The sequence below is a fragment of the Tahibacter sp. genome, from assembly GCF_032229445.1.
GTDB lineage: Bacteria > Pseudomonadota > Gammaproteobacteria > Xanthomonadales > Rhodanobacteraceae > Tahibacter.
Window position 1 is genome coordinate 1 of record NZ_JAVTWC010000106.1, and the last position, 18,555, is coordinate 18,555.

Here is an 18,555-nt window from a genome sequence, read left to right on the forward strand (position 1 = left end):
TGTATGCCGTGCGCTCCCACCAGGGTCCATCCGTCGGACGTCTCGGTCACCACGCGGCTCCGGGTCGACAGGAAGGGCTCGATGGTGATCACCATCCCCTCGCTCAGGAGGCGCCGGTCCGCCGGGTCGAAGTATCCCGGAATGTGCTCGGGGGCTTCATGAAGTGCACGACCGACCCCGTGACTGCCGAGGTTCTCGATGATCCTGAAGCCGTAGGTCCTCGCCGTTCGCTGGATCGCGGCACCGATGCCATTGATGGGCTGGCCGGCACGGGCCTGCTTCATGGCGTGCTCGAGCGCCGTGCGGGTGGCGTGGCACAAGCGCGTCTTCTGCGCAGTGGTCGGGGGCACGACCCTCGTTCCTCCGGTGTCGGCGAAGTAGCCGTCCAGCTCCGCAGAGACATCGACGTTCAGGACATCGCCCGGTCGAATCACGCGATCACCGGGAATGCCGTGGGCGGCCTCTTCGTTGATGCTGATGCAGGTCGAGCCCGGAAAGCCGTAGGTGAGCTTCGGCGCGGATCGCGCGCCATGCCGATCGAGCAATCGTTCGCCCAGCGAGTCGAGCTCGCGCGTCGTCATGCCGGGTTCGGCAGCGTCGAGCATCTCCTGAAGCACGTATGAAACGATCTTGCCGACGCGCTTGAGCGCCGCGACATCGTCCTCGGTTTCGATGGTCATGTGATCTCCTGGAAAACCCGAGCCTACCCGAGAACGGGCGCGGCGAGGCCACACACGAGGACTGCATCGGGTGGCGCGCGACGGCCGGGTCAGCGCAGGAAACAGTCAGGCTCTGAACCCGGCCCGGTTTTTTCAACCGCGCCGTGCGGCCTCGATCGTGGCAATGTCGATTTTTGTCATCTGCATCATCGCCTCGAAGACGCGCTTGGCCACGGCGCGATCGGGGTCGGCCATCCCGTCGGTCAGTGCTCGCGGCGTGATCTGCCAGGACAGGCCCCATTTGTCCCGGCACCAGCCGCAGGCGCTTTCCTGGCCATCGTTGCCGACGATCGCATCCCACAGCCGATCGGTTTCGGCCTGGTCGTCGGTCGCGACCTGGAACGAGAAGGCTTCGGTGTGCTTGAACGTCGGGCCACCGTTCAGGCCGAGGCACGGAATGCCCAGCACCGTGAATTCCACCGTCAGCACGTCGCCTTCCTTGCCCGAGGGAAAGTCGCCGGGCGCGCGGAAGACGGCGCCGACCGCGCTGTCCGGAAAGGTCCTGGCGTAGAACTGCGCGGCGTCCAGGGCGGTGCCGTCGTACCACAGGCAAATCGTATTCTTGCTGACCATGTCGTGCTCCCGTTGTCGTGGGGATCGGGGTGTCGAGGACCGAGGGTATCGGAGGTTTCGTTCAACCGGTGTCGTCGAGGCCGGCACGCGCAGCAGACATCGAGCCTCTGTCGCCTGCTTCCGTCGTGCGCGCAGGGCAGTCTCTTGCGTGGCCGCGTTGCCGGCTCCACCCTGACGACGAACGCGTGTCCGGGAAATCGACATCGTCCGGCAGATTATTTTCGCGGCCCGCATTGCGCGGCGGATGCGCTCGCCAGAAGCCAAGCCTCCACGTTCCTCACGAACGCGGACAGAGGCACGCACGATACCGACCGCGCGACGCCGACAATCGGGTCCGCCGTGCGCCCGCCGCCGCTACGCCAGCCAGACCAGCACCGCAACACCGATCAGCCCGGCCCAGCCCGGATGCCGTCCGCGCGTACCGACCAGGACGAGCACGCCGCTCACGGCGTAAGCCAGCGCGATGGCCAGCAGCAGGAATTCACGCAGCGCGAAGGGCTCGGGCATCACTGCGAGTTTCCACAGCACTGCGGCCAGCGCCACGCCCATGACGCTGGCGATATGCCACGTGGCCCAGAGGATGTCGAACGGGCGCCGGTGGCGTCGCGCGCCGTCGGCGACGCGCGGCTGGTGGCGAAAGATCAGGCGTTCGCCAAGCACGGAATGAATCACGCCGACGATCACAGCCAGCACGCTGGCGACGACGAGACAGATGTTCACCACCAGACTCCGCGGCGCATCGATGCGATGCCGCAGGACCGTAGCATGGGCGGTCGGGCACGCCATCGGATGCGGCATTGCACCGCACGCGTATCGGGATCTGTGCGTGGAGCGGGCACCGAGTGGGAGGAGTGAGAACACCGCGATCAACGCGGGCTCGCTGCTGTCGCTGACGCAGACGCTGCGATCCTGACGCTGTTGCGCATCGATTCCGACACGCAGATTCGAAACCGGCAACGCCACCGCGCGTGACCGCGGAGCCGCTTTCGCACAGGCCGATGGCACGGTCACGCCCGTCGCGATGGCACCGGATCCGAGTCCGGGCCTGTAGCCCTCTACCTGGCATTCCGCCGCGCGCGACATTTGCACGACATCCGGTGCCGATCATCGTCTCCGACCCGACGCCGCTGCGACCCGACGCTTTCGCGTGGCGCGTCCGCCTGCCCGATCGAACGTCGAGGACACTCCCACCATGAAGCGGCGTCGAATCGCGCTGACCGGCGCGGTCATCAGCGGTGTAGCGAGCGTGCTGGTCGCCGTCGCCCTGCACACCGAAGGCGCCGTGCGGGAACCGGCAATGAAACCGCCGCCGCTGCTGTCGGTTGCAGCGATGCATTCCCCTGCACGATCGAACCTCGAGGACATTCTCACGATGAAGCGGCGTCGAATCGCGCTGGCCAGCGCGGTAATCACAGTGGTGGCGATCGCGCTGTTCACCGTGATTGCCAGGGACGAGGACAGTGTCCGCGAAACGGCGAAGCCGCCGCCGGTGCTGTCGGTGATGGTGACCCGCCCGCTCGAGGAAATGCTGCCGGTTCGCGTAGCGGCGAGCGGCAACTTCGCCGCGTGGCAGGAGGCCAGTGTCGGGGCGGAAGCCGATGGGCTGCGGCTGACCGAGGTCCGCGTCAACGTCGGCGACACGGTCAGGCGCGGCCAGGTGCTGGCGCGGTTCAACGCCGACATCGTCGACGCCGAACTGGCCGAGGCGCAGGCGGCGGTCGCACAGGCCGACGCCGAGGTCGCCGAAGCCGACGCGAACGCCACGCGCGCGCGAGGTCTGGACCGCTCCGGGGCATTGTCAGCGCAACAGGTCGATCAATACGTGATCGCCGCGAGGACCGCGCGCGCGCGGCGGGACGCGGTGCGCGCCGTCGTGCAGCGGCAGCGCCTGCGGCTCGCGCAGACGCGCGTGCTCGCGCCTAGCGACGGCATCGTCACGTCGCGCACGGCGACGGTCGGCGCCGTGGTGCCGGCGGGACAGGAACTGTTCCGCCTGATCCGCGACGGCCGGCTCGAATGGCGCGCCGCCGTCGCCGTGAGCGACCTCGACCAGCTTGCACCGGGACAGGTTGCAACGATCCGCATCGATGGCCATGTGTCGGTCCAGGGTACGCTGCGCATGGTCGCACCGGCCATCGACCCGCAGACGCGCGATGGCCTTATCTATGTCGACCTGCCCCGTCATGACGCGATCCGCGCCGGCGCGTTCGCGCGCGGCCATGTCGAGGTTGGCGAAGGACTGGCGCTGACCGTGCCGCAAAGCGCGGTGCTGCCGCGCGACGGATTCGACTACGTCATGCTCGTCAGCCCGGCGTCGGCCGTCGTGATGCGCAAGGTCAGCCTCGGTCGACGCGTCGGCGGCCGTATCGAGATCACGCAGGGGCTTGCCGCGTCCGAGAGTGTCATCGCATCGGGCCTGAGCTTTCTGAGCGAAGGCGACACGGTGCGCGTGGTGAGCGACGCCACGGATGGCACCGCACCGCAGCGCGCAGCGCACGATCGCGCCGCGTCGTCCGGGGGCAAGTCATGAACCTCAACGTCTCCGCCTGGTCGATTGCCAACCCGGTTGCCACGACGCTGCTGTTCATCCTGCTGACGCTCGCCGGCATCGCCGGTTTTCTCGCCATGAAGGTGCAGAATTTTCCGGATATCGATTTTCCGATCATCACCGTGACGGCCGCATTGCCCGGCGCATCGCCGCCGCAGCTCGAGAGCGACGTGGCGCGCAAGATCGAAGATGCGCTGGCCAACCTGCAGGGCATCAGGCACATCACGAGCACGCTGACCGACGGTGTCTCCACGGTCACGGCGGAATTCCACATCGGCAAACCCGTGCAGGAAGCCATGGACGACGTGCGCGACGCGGTGTCGGGCACGCGCGCGAACCTGCCGGCGGACCTGCACGATCCGGTCGTCACGAGAGTGGAACTGGCCAGTGCACCGGTCATGACCTATGCAGTGTCGTCGTCTCGGCTGGATGACGAAGCGCTGTCGTGGTTCGTCGACAACCAGGTCAGCAAGCGCCTGCTCGGCGTAGCGGGCATCGGCACGGTATCGCGCGTCGGCGGCGTCGATCGGGAGATTCGCGTCGCGCTCGATGCCGACCGCCTGCTCGCGCTCAACGCGACCGCGGCGGACATCTCGCGGCAGATCCGCGAACTGCAGCAGGAGGCATCCGGAGGTCGCGTCGATATCGGCGGCGCCGAGCAATCGGTGCGCACGCTCGCCACCGCGACGTCAGCGCGCGACATCGCCGGACTGGAGATCTCGCTGAGCGACGGCCGCCGGCTGCGCCTGGACCGGATCGCGACCGTGTCGGATACCACCGCCGAACCGCGCTCCGCGGCGCTGCTGGACGGCAGGCCGGTCGTGGCCTTCGATGTGCTGCGCGCGCGCGGCGCGGGCGAGATCGAGGTCGCCGAGGCCACGCGGGCCGTGATGCACGAACTCACGCAAGCCCATCCCGGGATCACGTTCGCAGAGGCCGTGAACACCATCGATCCGATCGTGGACAACTACGACGGTTCGATGCTGCTGCTGGTCGAAGGTGCCGCGCTGGCGGTGCTCGTGGTCTGGCTGTTCCTGCGCAACGGGCGCGCGACGCTGATTGCCGCCGTCGCGCTGCCGCTGTCGGCCATTCCGACGTTCGCGGTGATGCACCTGATGGGCTTCAGTCTGAACACGGTTTCGCTGTTGTCGCTGTCGCTGGTGACCGGCGTGCTGGTCGACGACGCGATCGTCGAGATCGAGAACATCGAGCGCCATCTGCTGATGGGCAAGACGCCGCTGCGAGCGGCTACCGAAGCGGCCGATGAAATCGGACTCGCGGTGATCGCCACGACCTTCACGCTCGTGGCGGTGTTCCTGCCGACGTCACTGATGGGCGGCATCGTCGGCCAGTATTTCGTGCAGTTCGGCTGGACGGCGGCTGTCGCCGTGTTCTTCTCGCTGGTGGTCGCGCGCATGCTGACGCCGACGATGGCGGCCTGGCTGCTGCGCGCGCCGACGCAGCGGCGCAGGAGTCCGCGCTGGATCGCGCGGTATCTGCAGTGCGTACGCGCGTGCCTGCGTTTCCGCGCCGCCACGCTGGGCGCCGCCGTGCTGCTGATCGTCGGCGGCCTGGCCATCGCGGCTAGCCTTCCCGACGAATTCATTCCCGAGGACGACGGCAACCAGACGCAGGTGACCCTGTCGCTGCCGCCCGGCAGCACACTGCGGGATACGCTGGCGGCGGCCGAACGCGCGCGCCTCCTGATCGCCGGTATCGCGCACATCGAATCGATCTACACCGCCGTTGGCGGTGGCAGCCGTGGGTCGTCCGATCCGGACGAGGCGGCGCCGGCGACCGGCGTGACCACGGCCGTGCTCATCGCCAGCCTGACGCCCCGGCACGATCGCGGCGGCGCGACGCGACAGGCGATCGAGGGCCAGCTCAGGCACACGCTGGATGCGCTGCCGGGTGTGCGCATCCGCGTCGGCGCGGGCGGCGACAGCGACGGCTACCAGCTCGTGCTGGCCTCCGAGGACGGCGCGCTGCTCACGCAGCAGGCGAGCCTCATCGAGCGCGAGCTGCGCAGCATTCCGGGAGTCGGCGCGGTCACGTCCTCGGCCAGCCTCGTGCGGCCGGAGCTGGTCGTGATTCCGGATTTCGCGCGTGCCGCGGACCTGGGCGTGACCTCGGCGGCGATCGCCGAAACGTTGCGGATCGCGACCGCGGGTGATTACAGCCAGTCGCTCGCGAAGCTCAATCTCAGCGATCGCCAGGTGCCGGTGGTGGTGAGGCTGGCCGACGCGGGCCGCGATGATCTGGATACATTGCGGCGGCTGCCGGTGCCCGGCATGCGCGGGGCCGTGCCGCTGGAAAGCGTGGCCACACTGCAGATCCTCAGCGGTCCGGCGGAACTCACGCGCCATGACCGCCGGCGCAACGTCAGTCTCATGGTCGAACTCAACGGCCAGCCGCTCGGCACGGTCGAGCACGCGGCCGAGGCGCTGCCAGGTCTGCGCGCACTGCCGCGCGGCGTCGTACAGACGTCCGCGGGCGACGCCGAAACCATGGACGAACTCGCCGCCGGATTCGTCCTCGCCATGCTCGCGGGCGTGCTGTGCATCTACATGGTGCTGGTGCTGCTGCTGAAAGACTTCGCGCAGCCGCTGACCGTGCTGGTGGCGCTGGCGCTGTCGATTCCCGGCGCTTTCGTCGCGCTGTGGGTGACCGGGTCCAACCTGTCGATGCCGTCGCTGATCGGCCTGATCATGCTGATGGGAATCACGACCAAGAATGCGATCCTGCTGGTCGACTACATCATCCTCGCGCGCCGCGACCACGGAATGAATCGGCGACGCGCGATCGTCGATGCCTGCCGCAAGCGCGCGCGGCCCATTGTCATGACGACGCTGGCAATGGGCGCGGGGATGCTGCCGATCGCGCTGGGCCTCGGCGCCGATCCCAGCTTCCGCGCGCCGATGGCGATCGTCGTGATCGGCGGCCTGATCACGTCCACCGTGCTGTGCCTGCTGGTGATACCCGTCGTCTACAGCGGGATCGACGATGCGATCGGTTTTTTCAAGGCGCGGATTCGCGACGCGGCAGGATTTCAAATCAGTCCCGGTCCCTAGGAGGACTTTTCTCCGCGACTTCCTGGACGGCAGCGCATTTGCCAAAACACGCTTCACGCAACAGCGAGGCACAAATGAATCTGAGCATCCTGGCAACGGCGTTGATCGTGCTCTACGTCGTAGCGTCCATCGGCTACGTCTACCGCTGGCGCGGGCGGGCGCGCTATCCAAGCTTTTCGCACTACCTGCGCCGGAGCTGGCCACTGCTCGCGCCGCTGAACTGCCTGCTGTACCTCGCCACGTGCGGATATGCCCGACGACCAGTGATGGACGCGGCGTACCTGAGCGGAATCGCCATCCTGCGCGAGCGCTGGGCGCAGATCCGCGACGAGGCCTTCGCGCTGCATCTGGCCAGCGAATCCGATGCAACGCGGACACGGCACCCGGCCGGACGGTACGACCTCGCGTTCCGCACCTTCCGCAAGCCCGGCTGGAAAACGTTCTACCTGAAGTGGTACGGCAAGCCGCATCGCTCCGCACGGCGCCTGTGCCCGGAATCGGTGCGGCTGCTGGAGCAGGTTCCGGGGATTCGCGCCGCGATGTTTTCCGTGCTCCCGGCGGGCGACGGACTGAGCCTGCACGCCGATCCACTGGCGTGCTCGCTGCGCTATCACCTGGGCCTGGAGACGCCGAACTCCGATCGCTGCTTCATCAACGTGGACGGAACCCAGCTGTCCTGGCGCGACGGCGAGGACTTCGTGGTCGACAGCACCTATCCGCACTACGCACGAAACGGATCGGGCGAGCTGCGGCTCATCCTCGTATGCGAGGTGGACCGACCGATGAACATCATCGGTCGCGCGTTCAGTGCCCTCTATCGCGTGGCGGCGCGTGCCATGGCGGAACCGAATACGCCGGAGGACCGGCGCGACTGGTCCGGCTGGCTGTCTACGGCTCTGGCAAGCTGGCGGGCGATCGCCCGGAAACTGAAGCAGCCCCGGGGTTCGGCCGGTGTCATGCTGCAGCTATCATTCGACGCGGCGATCGTCGTGTCCGCGTTCCTGCTCGCCTATTCCGCAGTAGCGTCGATGGACGGCGCCGCGCTCGCCGCGGTGCCGTAGTTCGCCGCCGCTCCGACGCGAGAATGCCTACGCGGTTCCCGAGGCGTCCGGTCAACACAGGTGCGATAGAGTGAACAAAGAATCATTGTCCATCCTGATCATTGAAGACAATGCGCAGCTGGCGGCCAACCTCTACGACTATCTGGAGGCCTGCGGACACAGCCTCGACGCAGCACCCGACGGCTTGTCGGGATTGCACCTCGCATCGTCCCGGGACTACGACGCGATCCTGCTCGACTGGAATCTTCCGCGGCTCGACGGCCTGAGCGTGCTCAGGCGGCTGCGCGGCGAGGCGAAGAAGAAGGTCCCGGTCATCATGCTGACGGCGCGCGACCAGCTGGCGGACAAGATCGACGGTTTCGAATCCGGGCTGGACGACTATCTCGTCAAGCCGGTGGCCCTGCCCGAGATCGAGGTTCGCCTGCGCTCCCTGGTCTCGCGCCGCAAGCAGTCCGCGGTACCGGACGACGTGCTCGTCGTGGGCGATCTGCGGTTCGACCTGCGCACGATGGAAGCCCGTCGCGGCGGCCGGCGCGTGGTCCTGACCCGCACCGGGCGCCGCCTGCTGGAACTGCTGATGCGCGAAAGCCCGCATGTCGTGACGCGCACGCGCCTGGAGCACGCGACCTGGGGCGATGACGGTGCGCCCGGAACCGACCTGCTGCGCTCGCACATGTACGTGCTGCGCCGGGCCATCGAGGGGGACGCGGAAAAAGCGCTGCTGCATACCGTGCCCGGCGCCGGCTATCGGCTGTGCGGCCTTGACTAGGCCGACGCGGTCGAGCGGTGCGCCGCGCAGCGTGCACGCGTGGATCAGCGCCGCGCTGATCGTCTTCGGCATGGTGATGGTAACGGCACTGACGATCCAGGCATTCAGCAGCCAGCGGCTGGTCGAACACAAGATCTGGGCCGACATGCTGGACTCCCTGGCGGCTGAACACGCCGCACGCGTCCGACGGGGCGATGCTGCAGGGCTTCCGGGGACCGGCATCATCCGCTCCTGGTATGTGGAACAGGGCCGCGACGTTTCGCTGGTGCCCGACTATCTTGCCGAACGCTCTCCGGGCTACTACTCGTCGGAAGGGTGGCGCAATTCCCTGACGACGGACGAGAGCTTCCACGCACTCGTCACCGACCTTCCGCCGGGTCGGCTGATCACGATGATCGATATCGCCGCGCTGGAGGACCAGCAGAACCGCGATTCGCTGCTGAGCGCGGGCTGGATGCTTTTCGTCCTGGCGCTGGTCGTCGGCGTCATCAGCTGGCTGCATGCGAACCTCGTACGGCCGATCCGGGATCTGGCGGATCGCATGCAGGCGATGGATCCGGCCACCGTCGGCGCACGACTGCCGACCACGTACCGACGCGAGGAAATCGAAGTGATCGCGCGCGCGAGCAATGCGCATCTGGAACGGGTCGAGCGCTTCGTCGAGCGCGAGCGCAGCCTGCTGGATCAGGCCAGCCACGAATTCCGGACGCCGATCGCGGTGATTTCGGGTGCCGTCGACGTACTCAGGCAACTCTCGCTTCCCGATTCGTCGAAGCCGGCACTGAACCGGATCGGGCACGCGGTCGAAGACCTGTCGGAAACCATGGTCGCGCTGCTGTATCTCGCGCGCGAAGCGAGTACTGCGGACGAGACGGTCGACGTGACCGTGCTGCACGAGCTGTTGCCGCGACTGATACACGATCACGAGCACTTGCTACGCGGAAAGCCTGCACGGCTGCGGGCGGGCGAACTCGATACGACCTTCGTCGCGGCTCCCGAGGCGATGGTCCGCATCGCGGTGAGCAACCTGATACGCAACGCCATCGAGAACACCGACATCGGCCATGTGGAGCTGACGCTGTGCAACGGCGTCATCTGCGTCGCGGACTCCGGCAGCGGATTCGATCCGGTCGAAGCAGCACGGCGCTACCGCGACAGTCTGCGACACTCCGCGCCGGTCCGCGGCCAGGGACTCGGGCTGTTCCTGATCGGCCGCATCTGCGACCGCTTCGGTTGGAAGCTCTCGATCGAATCCAACGCGCTCGGCGGCACGCGCGCTACGCTGGACCTGGCCGCCAGCGTGATTTCGCTGTGAGCAACGACAGCCGCCGTTCAGTGGGCCGGCAACCGCACGACATTATGGCGACATCGCCCCGTCATCCTGTCGTGGCGGTTCGCCCTCGCGCATTCCTGCACCGCGCGGACACACTCGCGCACCGATCATTCAACCACTCACCGAGATCAGGTTTCCCATGAAGAAATTTCTTTGGCCCGTGCTGCTGTCTGGCCTGTCGTTCAGCGCTGCCGCCCAAACAAAGGGTTCCGATGATGAATCGCCGGGCGGACCACCGCGTGGCTGGCAACTGGGCGTGGCCACGTTGTTCTCCGACAGTCCGTATGCCGGCGAAGGCACGCGCGTGATTCCGATTCCGCTCGTGACCTATACGGGCGAGCGATTCTATTTCCGCGGCATCACCGCCGGCTGGACCATCCTGGGCCTGGAAGGCTTCGAACTCTCGGCCATCGCGAAGCTGCGCATGGACGGTTTCAAGATTGACGACCTGGGCCGCGGCGAATTGGCGCGCAACGGTCTGGACTACCGGTTGCTCGAGGATCGCGACGACGGACTGGATGCCGGGCTCGGGATGAAATGGAGCGGTGCTGCCGGCGAACTCGAGCTCGAGCTGCTCGCCGATGTGACAGACACCAGTGGCGGCCAGGAATTGTCGATCCAGTACGGCTATCCGTTCGAACTGGGCCAGGCGACCGTAACCCCCAACGTCGGTGTCACCTGGTTGTCGAAAGACATGGCGAGCTACTACTACGGAACGCTGGACAAGGAAGTCGCACGCGGTGTCGTCGACTACAAGCTCGACGCACTCGCGATTCCACACATCGGCGTGTCGTTCTTCCGGCCGCTCGGCGAGAAGTGGTCCGTGATCGGCAACGCCAAATACAGCCGCCTGCCGGATGAGATCGAGAAAAGTCCGTTCATCGAGCCCGATACCAGGGGAACGGCGTCGCTGTTCATCGGCTTTTCGCGCCGGTTCTGAGTAGCCGGCGTCCGCTCTGGCTCCCGAAGAAAAGCGGCTGCGAGATGCATCGGAGCCGCGCGTGAACAATTAGCCGTTGTGTATCACTGCAGCCCGCTGGCGAAGATCAGATCCGACATCAGCCGCGTCAGCACGCCGTCGTAGTCGGTCGCTGCCGACGCGTTGTCGGGCGACGAGCCGTACAGCACCGGCCTGCCCGCATCGATCAGCACCTTGGTGATCTCGGTGGAGAAGCTCACCGTGCCACTGAAGGTGGGCGCTCTGAATGCGGCCAGGCCGGTGGGACTGAACAGTCCCGTGGTATCGGGCGAACCATTGCGGCGCAGCCGAGTCATGGCGCCGCTGATGTTGCCACTGGAGTTCGAGTATCCGGCCAGCAACAGGCTGCCGTCGCTGCGCACCGCGACGTCGTTGACGTAGGTGCCCGCCGTAGGGCTGACGAACCGGTTGGGCCTGCCGGCGATGCTACTGCCGACGAACGTCGTGTCGATTTCCAGCGCCGAACTGACCAGCTTGAGTTTCAGCGCGGCCATCCTGCCGCTGGCGTTGCCGGCGAGCACGAAGGTATCGGCGCTGGTCTGCACCGCCGCCGTGGCACCGTCATAGATGGACCCGCCGGGCCCCGGCTCGTCGATGGCGTAACTGGCGCAGCTGTTGGAATACGGCACACCGACCGAAGCGAAATAGCACGCACCGAAATCGGTGTCGGTGCCGCTCAGCACCCGCGTGCCGACGACGATCAGATTGTTGTTGGGCAGCTTTACGAGGCCGCCCGCATAGGAGGCATCCGACCCGAAATACTGCTGCGTCGTGCGTCCACCGAAGTTCGGGTCGACGTAGGCGCCGAAATCGGGATCGAAACTGCCGTCGTTGCGCAGGCCGATCAGGCTGATGACCTGGAACGTGCCAATATTCGACGTCATGAAGCTGTTACCGGCGATGATGAGGCGCTTCGCGCCGCCGGTGAGAACCTGTTCCACCACCGCGACCGGCTGGTCGTCGCTCATCGCGACCACCGGTTCGATGCCGACGGCGGCGCGGCCGGCGACCCCGAAACTCGTGTCGTCGCTGCCGTCGGGATTGAAGCGCAGCACGCCGAAATCCTTGACCCCACCCGGCCCGGCCGCGGTACCGACGACGACGATGCGGCCCAGGCTGTCGACCGTCATCGCGCGCACTTCCGCCAACTGGCCGTCCTTGATCACCTTGCCGCTGCTGCCGAAGCTGCCGGTGAACAGAACACCGTCAGGCCCGTAGCGGACGAGGCCGATCTTGCTGCCGACGCTGCCGCCGGGCACCGAGATCAGCGAGACGAAGCCGCCGTCCGGCGTGCGTGCGACGGCGACACCCTTCTCGTCCACGGTTCCGTTGCTGAAGACGCGGCGCCAGTTCGCTGGCGAAGCCGTGGGCGCAAAGCGCGAATCGACCAACTGATCGGTGTACTCGGCACCGGCGTGGGCGGCGCCGGCGATGAGATAGAGCGCATACAGCGCAACGGCGGCGAAGCGTGACATGAGCGTATACCTGCAGAGAAACTGGCCTTGTATCTACGCAATCCACGCTGAAACCGTGACATGCACAGGCGTTTGGCGCGGTTCCTTCTTCTTGCGAAAAACCGGCGCACAGTCCTCGCGGCCAGTGGATTCAGGCCAGGCGTCTCGCAATATCGAACAGTTCACGCAGCGCGGCATCGATTGGCGTCGTGACGTTGTAGCGCATGAACCGGCTCGCGCGCTGCGTCGGGGAGAACAGGCTGCCCGGCGCGACGAGCTGGCCGCGCTCGCGGCCGCGCAGCGCGAGTTCGTTGGTATCGCAGGCCATGTCGACCCAGGCGAACAGTCCGTATTCGGGACGGCCGTAGACGGCGAAGCCTTCGCGCTCGAGCAGCCGCAGCACCCTGCGCCGATGCGTATCCAGGCGCCCGCGCAAGGCGGCGACATGCCGCGCGTAGCGGCCGCTGGCGAGCAGCTTGTGCAGTGCGCGTTCGTTGACTTCGGGCGTGGTGTAGCCGGTCAGCACCTTCGTGTCGGCGAACGCCATCGCGAGGTCTTCGCCGCTCGCGAGGTAGCCGACGCGCAGGTTGGCCGCGAGGGTTTTGGAATAGCCGCCCGCGTAGATCACGCGATCGAGTCCATCGTGCGCGGCGAGTCGTGGCAGCGCCGGATCGCACAGGTCCGCGTAGACGTCGTCCTCGAACACATGGAAATCGTGCACTTTCGCGATCTGCACAATGCGCTCGACCTTCGCGGTATCGAGCGCAAGGCCGGTCGGGTTCTGTGCGACGCTGTTGAGCAGCAGCAGGCGCGGCCGTATGTCCTGGGCGATCGCGTCGAGCGCGTCGATGTCCGGCCCGCCCGCCGTATACGGCACACCGACGACGCGCGCGCCGCGCAGTGCGAGCATGCCGAGCGCGCCGAACCATGACGGATCCAGCACCAGCACCGTGTCGCCGGGCGCGACCAGTGTCTGCAGCACGAGATGGATGGCCTGCGTGATGCCGGTCGTCAGGACGATCTGATCGGCGTGCGCGACGATGCCGAAGGCATCGAGGCGCCGCGCAAGCACGTCGCGCAGCGGCGCGTAGCCGTGCGCGGTACCACCTTCGAGCAGACGCCCCGTGCCTTCGCGACCGATTGCGCGCAAGGTCGCGCCGAGCGCGTCGCCATCTAGCCACTCGGCCGGCACTACGCCGAGGCCGGGACCGCGCGCGGCGCGTCCGCTGTCGAGCATCTGCTGCATGAGCCACTTCAGATCCACCTGCGACGACGGCATGGCGACGCGCGTGGCCGGCGACGGCAAAGCGTGCACGTAGTAGCCAGAACCACGCCGTGCCTCGATCAGACCCGCCGCGGCCATGCGCTCATAAGCAATCGCGGCGGTGAACGGCGAGACATCGAGCATACGCGCGAGTTCGCGCACCGACGGCACGCGCGCACCGGCGCGGAACACACGGCCGTCGATGCGCGCGCGCAGCCAGGCCATGCACGCATCGACGCGGGAGGAATGCTGCGGGTCGGTATCCATGCGCCTCACTGTATTGGCCGAGCCGGCCAGAAGTGTATCGGTACTGTACTGCCGCCGCGGCGTAGGCTGGAAGCCTGACATTTCAGGAACCAGGGAGGTGGAGTGAGAAACGAGCAAGCGCAGCAGCGCCGCAACGTCGACGCGTTTCTCACTCTTCTCGCTGCTTTCCTGCTTTCACGGAGCTGGCAATGACTACCGAACTGTCCGCATTCGCAGTGCTCGCGTTCGTCACCTGCATCACGCCGGGACCGAACAACGCGCTGGCCGCGGCAACTGGCGCGCGCTTCGGCGGACCGGCCGGCTTGGCGCTCGCCTGCGGCGTCACGGTCGGCTGCACCGGCCTCATCGTGCTGTCGGCGCTCGGCGTGGCGGGCGCGATTGCGGCGACGCCGTGGTTGTCGCGTGTGCTCGCGCTCGCCTCGGCGGGCTATCTCGCCTGGCTGACCTGGCGCCTGCTGCGCAGCGACGCGGGCGTGCGGCGCGATGCGGCACGGCCGCCACGCTTCGTCGAAGCCGTCGCGTTGCAGTTCGTGAATCCCAAAGGCTGGGCGTTGGCGCTGGCCGGTACAACGCTCGTGCTGGCACCGTCCGGCGCACACGCGCTGCGACTCGCCGCGATGTGCGTGCTCGAAGCGGTGATCAGCTTCGCCAGCGTCATGGCGTGGGTGGCGCTCGGCGCGCGCCTGCAGCACTGGTTGGCCGATGCGCGCCGCCGCCGCGCGTTCAATTCGGTCATGGCGCTGGGGCTTGCGGGGTGTGCGATGGCTACGCTGGTTGCGGCGTTCTGACCGCGGCTTCCGCAAACGAGCCCACCGGCTGCACGCTTGGGCGAGCAATCCTTGGCGCTCGCAACGATCTCCATCTGATTCAGCGCTTTCAGTTCGTCAGGAAAACTCATGCCTAGACTCACAGCAACATTTCTCTCCTTGGCGATCTCATTGACCGCGAGCGCCGACGGCGCCACGCGCGCCGCGCAACTCGCCGATTTCGCCGCGGTGCGCGACGAGTATCTGCCCAAGGAACTCGCGTATACGCCGGCCACACGAGCCCTTGCACAAACGAAGCTCAGCGAACTCGAAGCACGCGCCGGCAGCCTGTCGGCGGCGGAAATGCTCGTCGCTATCGCCCAGATCGGCGCGCTGGCCGACAACGCGCATAGCGGTGTGCGCTATCGCGATCCGCGCGCGCTGCCGGCCGCGCGCCTGCCGCTGCGCCTGCTCTGGTTTCCCGATGCGCTGATCGTCGCGCGCGCCACGGGCGAGGCGGCGGATCTGGCCGGCGCGCGCGTGCTCGCGATCGAAGGGCAGACGCCGGACGCGCTGTATGCACGCGCGAAGTCGCTGCAGGGCGGCAGCGAGATCAATCGCAAGAAATACCTGCCGGGACTGATCGAGTCGCTGGGCGTGCTGCAGGCCATCGGTGTCGCAAAAGCGCCCGACCGCGTGGCGCTGAAGGTCAGGCTCGCCTCGGGCAAGGTCGTCGAGCGCGTCGTCAGGATGAGCGAGAACGATGCGGTGTCGCCGACCGCCGAGGAGGAACGCCTTTGGTCGCCCGAACCGATCGCCAAAGAAATCCAGTGGAAAACCGCGATCACGCCCGATGCGCTGCCGACGTATCTGGCCGATGCGGCGCTGCCGTTTCGCACCGTGACCATGCCGGATATCGACGCGCTATATATCCAGTTCCGCACCAACGAAGACGAGGCCGGCCATCCGATCGCCGATTTCACCGCGCGCGTCGAGAAGGAGATCGCAACGCGCACGCCGCAGCACCTGATCCTCGACCTGCGCTTCGACATCGGCGGCAATCTGCTGACGACGCTGACGTTCATGCGTACGCTGCCGGCCAAGGCCCCTGGCCGCACGTATCTGCTCGTAGGCCCCTACACCTATTCGGCCGGCATCATCTCAGCCGCAGCGGTGAAAAGAGGTGGCGGTGAACGGGTGACGGTGGTCGGCGATGCCCTCGGCGACCGCCTCGCGTTCTGGTCCGAGGGCGGTCGCGTGTCCCTGCCGAATTCGCATTTCGGACTGCGCTACACGAACGGAACGTTCGATCTCGAGCGCGGCTGCGCGGCGACGCCGCAATGCCTCGACAAGCTCGTCGATGTGAACTTCGTCTCCCTCGCGCCGCAGATCGCCGCGCCGCTGACGAGCGCCGCCTACTTTGCCAAGCGCGATCCGGCGCTCGATGCGGTGCGCGAGGATATCGCGCGGGCGAGTAGCGATTGACCAACGACGAGCGGCACCCGACCGATGCCGATACTGACAACGCTGCGGGCCATACAGGGGCTCACATTGCTGGAAAACTGGCCCCACGGTTAACGTGGAGCGCCGTGGCTGGAGGCCCGGATCAATCAGGCGATGCCAATGACCGGACATTCGAGAGACATTTCCCCGTTGGCTGGTACGTCGGTTCCTATCTGCTCCGATTCATCGAGATGGATGCCGCCGGCAACGACGATATCAACGGAGAGTTCCTCGCTTGGGAGAACACGATCATCGTCCAGGCCGGAAGCCTGGACGAGGCTTACGGGAAGATCGTTTCTCTGGCGGGCCGGGAGACGATTCCTTACAAGGGCGGCATGGAAGCCGTCCCGGTCCAATGGATGTTCGAAGGCGTGACCGAGCTACTGCCGATCTATGAGCCACTGGAAGATGGCGCAGAGAGCATGTGGGCGAAGCACGACCCCGTGAAACTCAGTGAACTGCGAAGGCGGACACGGTCGCTGATCGAGATCAGGGCGCGATTGAGCGGCGAGACGGGCGCTTGACCGTTCCCTATTCAAACCGGTCCGCAAATACTCCGACATCGTCCGGCCCATCCGTCGCACTGTCGTTGGCGGCGAACGGATCGGCGACAGTGTTCGGCGCGATGAGTTCGACGCGGTTGGCGACCGGTGCGTCGGGCACCGGCGAGCGACGCGGTCGGGCCGGCGCATGCGAGCCGACGGCTGCATCGACGGCGAAAGCCGCGGTCGCCGTGCGGCGCGAGCCTGGCTCTCAGCGACTCGCGGCGAACCCGAAGTCGAACTCGTAGAAATGCGCGCCGCCGTCCTTGACCACGATCTTCATCGCCCCGCCGAGGCCTTCCAGTCCGTCCGTGCCCGAGTCCGGCACGACTTCGAGCGTCAGCGTATTCACGCCGCGCTTCGCCACGCCGTAGTGCTGCAGCCAGAACGAACCGCTGCGGCCCTGCAGCGTGCCGGTCACCTTCTCCATCGCAACGTAGCCGCCCGACGTGTTGCCGGCGGTGCGCATACCGAGCATCTGGCCACGGCTCGTGGCATCCAGTTCACCGTGGAAGGTCTTGTCGAGCAGCAGACGCGCAAGGCCCGATGGATCGTCCGTGTCGTCCTGCGGTATCAGCTTGACGTCGAAACGGCCGCTGACGTGTCCAGGCATGACGGGGTCGGGCATGGGATGCTCCTGTGGGCTTGCGCTGAGCGTAGCGGCGCTGGCCGCGGGTATCGCCGCGCCAATGGCGAGGACGATGGCGATGATCGAACGGAAACAACGGCGCATGGCAGACTCGCACTGAACGGGTACGCGTCATTGGACCGCACCACACGCATGCGATGATTGTAAAAACGCGACGTCCGCGAGCCGCCGACCCATGCTGAGACCCTCACCTGCACCGGCGCGTGGCATCCTGCGCCGCAACCTCGACGCGTCGCACATGACGCACGGCCGCTATCTGCCCGACGACGCGCTGGCTCCGTTCGTCGAGCACTACTGGAGCGTTGGCTGGGACCTGCGCGGGCAGCCGCCACGCCTGCAGGAGACGATGCCGCACCCGAACGTGCATGCCGTCGTCGATGCTGCGGGCAGCGGCCTGTTCGGCGTGCATACGCGGCGCTTCGCCGTCGAACTGGCTGGACAGGGCCGCGTCTTCGGCATCAAGTTCCGGCCCGGCGGCTTTCGGCCGTTCCTGCGCAGGCCGGTCGCTCCGCTGGCGAACCGCTCCCTGCCCTTCGCCGAGGTATTCGGCGCAGACGGTACGGCCTACGAGCGCGACGTGCTCGCCTGCACCGATGTGGAAGCGTGCGTGGCGCTGTCCGCGCATCTGCTGACGGCGCATCGGCCGCCAGCCGACCCCACCGTCGCGCGCGTGGCCGGGATCGTAACGCTGGCGGCAACCGACCTCGCCGTCAACACCGCCGAAGAATTGGCCGGGCGCTCCGGCCTGGGCCTGCGCGCGTTGCAGCGCCTGTTCAACGACTATGTCGGCGCGAGCCCGAAGTGGGTCATCAACCGCTATCGGCTGCATGAGGCGATCGAACGCCTCGCCGCCGGCACAGCCGTGGACTGGACAGAACTCGCGCTGTCGCTGGGCTATTACGACCAGGCCCATTTCAATCGCGATTTTCGCCAGCTCGTCGGGCGCTCGCCAGGTGAGTTCGCGCGCGCCGAACGCGTGGGCACGCCGGACGGTCAGCGAAATCCATAGCGCAGCACGGCTGGATGGAGCGTTTGCCGACAGCCTACGGGCGCGCCGGGGATGTCGCAGCGGGCATG

Annotated in this window: 16 protein-coding genes; 10 read left to right on the forward strand and 6 right to left on the reverse strand. The window is 66.9% G+C overall.

What is annotated here, in order from left to right:
* The 3 genes from map to RUU78_RS19165 all read right to left on the reverse strand — a co-directional run.
* A partial coding sequence (map, locus tag RUU78_RS19155) for a type I methionyl aminopeptidase (protein WP_313919186.1) occupies positions 1–680 on the reverse strand: 680 nt, incomplete at its 3' end.
* Positions 681–812: 132 nt separating this feature from the next.
* On the reverse strand, positions 813–1,292 hold the full coding sequence (locus RUU78_RS19160) for a VOC family protein (protein WP_313919187.1): 480 nt from the start codon (positions 1,290–1,292) through the stop codon (positions 813–815).
* A gap of 354 nt (positions 1,293–1,646) precedes the next feature.
* On the reverse strand, positions 1,647–2,012 hold the full coding sequence (locus tag RUU78_RS19165) for a hypothetical protein (protein WP_313919188.1): 366 nt from the start codon (positions 2,010–2,012) through the stop codon (positions 1,647–1,649).
* A gap of 472 nt (positions 2,013–2,484) precedes the next feature.
* Between RUU78_RS19165 and RUU78_RS19170 the strand changes: the two genes are divergently transcribed.
* The 6 genes from RUU78_RS19170 (at position 2,485) to RUU78_RS19195 (ending at position 11,014) form a co-directional block, all read left to right on the forward strand.
* Positions 2,485–3,822, forward strand: a complete 1,338-nt coding sequence (locus RUU78_RS19170; RefSeq protein ID WP_313919190.1) for an efflux RND transporter periplasmic adaptor subunit — start codon at positions 2,485–2,487, stop codon at positions 3,820–3,822.
* Positions 3,819–6,911 (forward strand): efflux RND transporter permease subunit, encoded by a 3,093-nt coding sequence (locus RUU78_RS19175; protein WP_313919191.1) that lies wholly within the window; start codon positions 3,819–3,821, stop codon positions 6,909–6,911. The genes RUU78_RS19170 and RUU78_RS19175 overlap by 4 nt, the downstream gene beginning before the upstream one ends.
* Before the next feature lie 74 nt (positions 6,912–6,985).
* Complete coding sequence (locus RUU78_RS19180; RefSeq protein ID WP_313919193.1) at positions 6,986–7,972, forward strand: aspartyl/asparaginyl beta-hydroxylase domain-containing protein; 987 nt, start codon at positions 6,986–6,988, stop codon at positions 7,970–7,972.
* Positions 7,973–8,057: 85 nt separating this feature from the next.
* Positions 8,058–8,741 (forward strand): response regulator transcription factor, encoded by a 684-nt coding sequence (locus tag RUU78_RS19185; RefSeq protein ID WP_313919231.1) that lies wholly within the window; start codon positions 8,058–8,060, stop codon positions 8,739–8,741.
* 31 nt (positions 8,742–8,772) lie between these two features.
* A complete protein-coding gene (locus tag RUU78_RS19190; RefSeq protein WP_313919195.1) occupies positions 8,773–10,056 on the forward strand; it encodes a HAMP domain-containing sensor histidine kinase in 1,284 nt (427 codons plus the stop codon).
* Positions 10,057–10,213: 157 nt separating this feature from the next.
* Positions 10,214–11,014 (forward strand): MipA/OmpV family protein, encoded by an 801-nt coding sequence (locus RUU78_RS19195; RefSeq protein WP_313919196.1) that lies wholly within the window; start codon positions 10,214–10,216, stop codon positions 11,012–11,014.
* 83 nt (positions 11,015–11,097) lie between these two features.
* On the opposite strand, the gene RUU78_RS19200 is transcribed toward RUU78_RS19195, so the two are convergent.
* Together RUU78_RS19200 and RUU78_RS19205 are read right to left on the reverse strand one after the other, a co-directional pair.
* On the reverse strand, positions 11,098–12,528 hold the full coding sequence (locus RUU78_RS19200; protein WP_313919199.1) for a delta-60 repeat domain-containing protein: 1,431 nt from the start codon (positions 12,526–12,528) through the stop codon (positions 11,098–11,100).
* Positions 12,529–12,658: 130 nt separating this feature from the next.
* Positions 12,659–14,038: a PLP-dependent aminotransferase family protein gene (locus RUU78_RS19205; protein ID WP_313919200.1), complete on the reverse strand. Its 1,380-nt coding sequence runs from the start codon at positions 14,036–14,038 to the stop codon at positions 12,659–12,661.
* Positions 14,039–14,226: 188 nt separating this feature from the next.
* Here RUU78_RS19205 and RUU78_RS19210 point away from each other — a divergent pair, with 188 nt between their 5' ends.
* From RUU78_RS19210 to RUU78_RS19220, 3 genes are all read left to right on the forward strand, one after another.
* Positions 14,227–14,826 carry a LysE family translocator gene (locus tag RUU78_RS19210; RefSeq protein WP_313919202.1) on the forward strand — a complete coding sequence of 200 codons (600 nt, stop codon included), beginning with the start codon at positions 14,227–14,229 and terminating at the stop codon, positions 14,824–14,826.
* 108 nt (positions 14,827–14,934) lie between these two features.
* Positions 14,935–16,269 (forward strand): hypothetical protein, encoded by a 1,335-nt coding sequence (locus RUU78_RS19215; RefSeq protein WP_313919204.1) that lies wholly within the window; start codon positions 14,935–14,937, stop codon positions 16,267–16,269.
* Complete coding sequence (locus RUU78_RS19220; protein WP_313919206.1) at positions 16,266–16,811, forward strand: DUF4288 domain-containing protein; 546 nt, start codon at positions 16,266–16,268, stop codon at positions 16,809–16,811. Before RUU78_RS19215 ends, RUU78_RS19220 begins: the two co-directional genes overlap by 4 nt.
* Before the next feature lie 229 nt (positions 16,812–17,040).
* On the opposite strand, the gene RUU78_RS19225 is transcribed toward RUU78_RS19220, so the two are convergent.
* On the reverse strand, positions 17,041–17,562 hold the full coding sequence (locus RUU78_RS19225) for a DUF3224 domain-containing protein (RefSeq protein WP_313919209.1): 522 nt from the start codon (positions 17,560–17,562) through the stop codon (positions 17,041–17,043).
* Between the two features lie 91 nt (positions 17,563–17,653).
* Between RUU78_RS19225 and RUU78_RS19230 the strand changes: the two genes are divergently transcribed.
* On the forward strand, positions 17,654–18,487 hold the full coding sequence (locus RUU78_RS19230) for a helix-turn-helix domain-containing protein (RefSeq protein ID WP_313919211.1): 834 nt from the start codon (positions 17,654–17,656) through the stop codon (positions 18,485–18,487).
* Positions 18,488–18,555 lie beyond the last annotated feature (68 nt).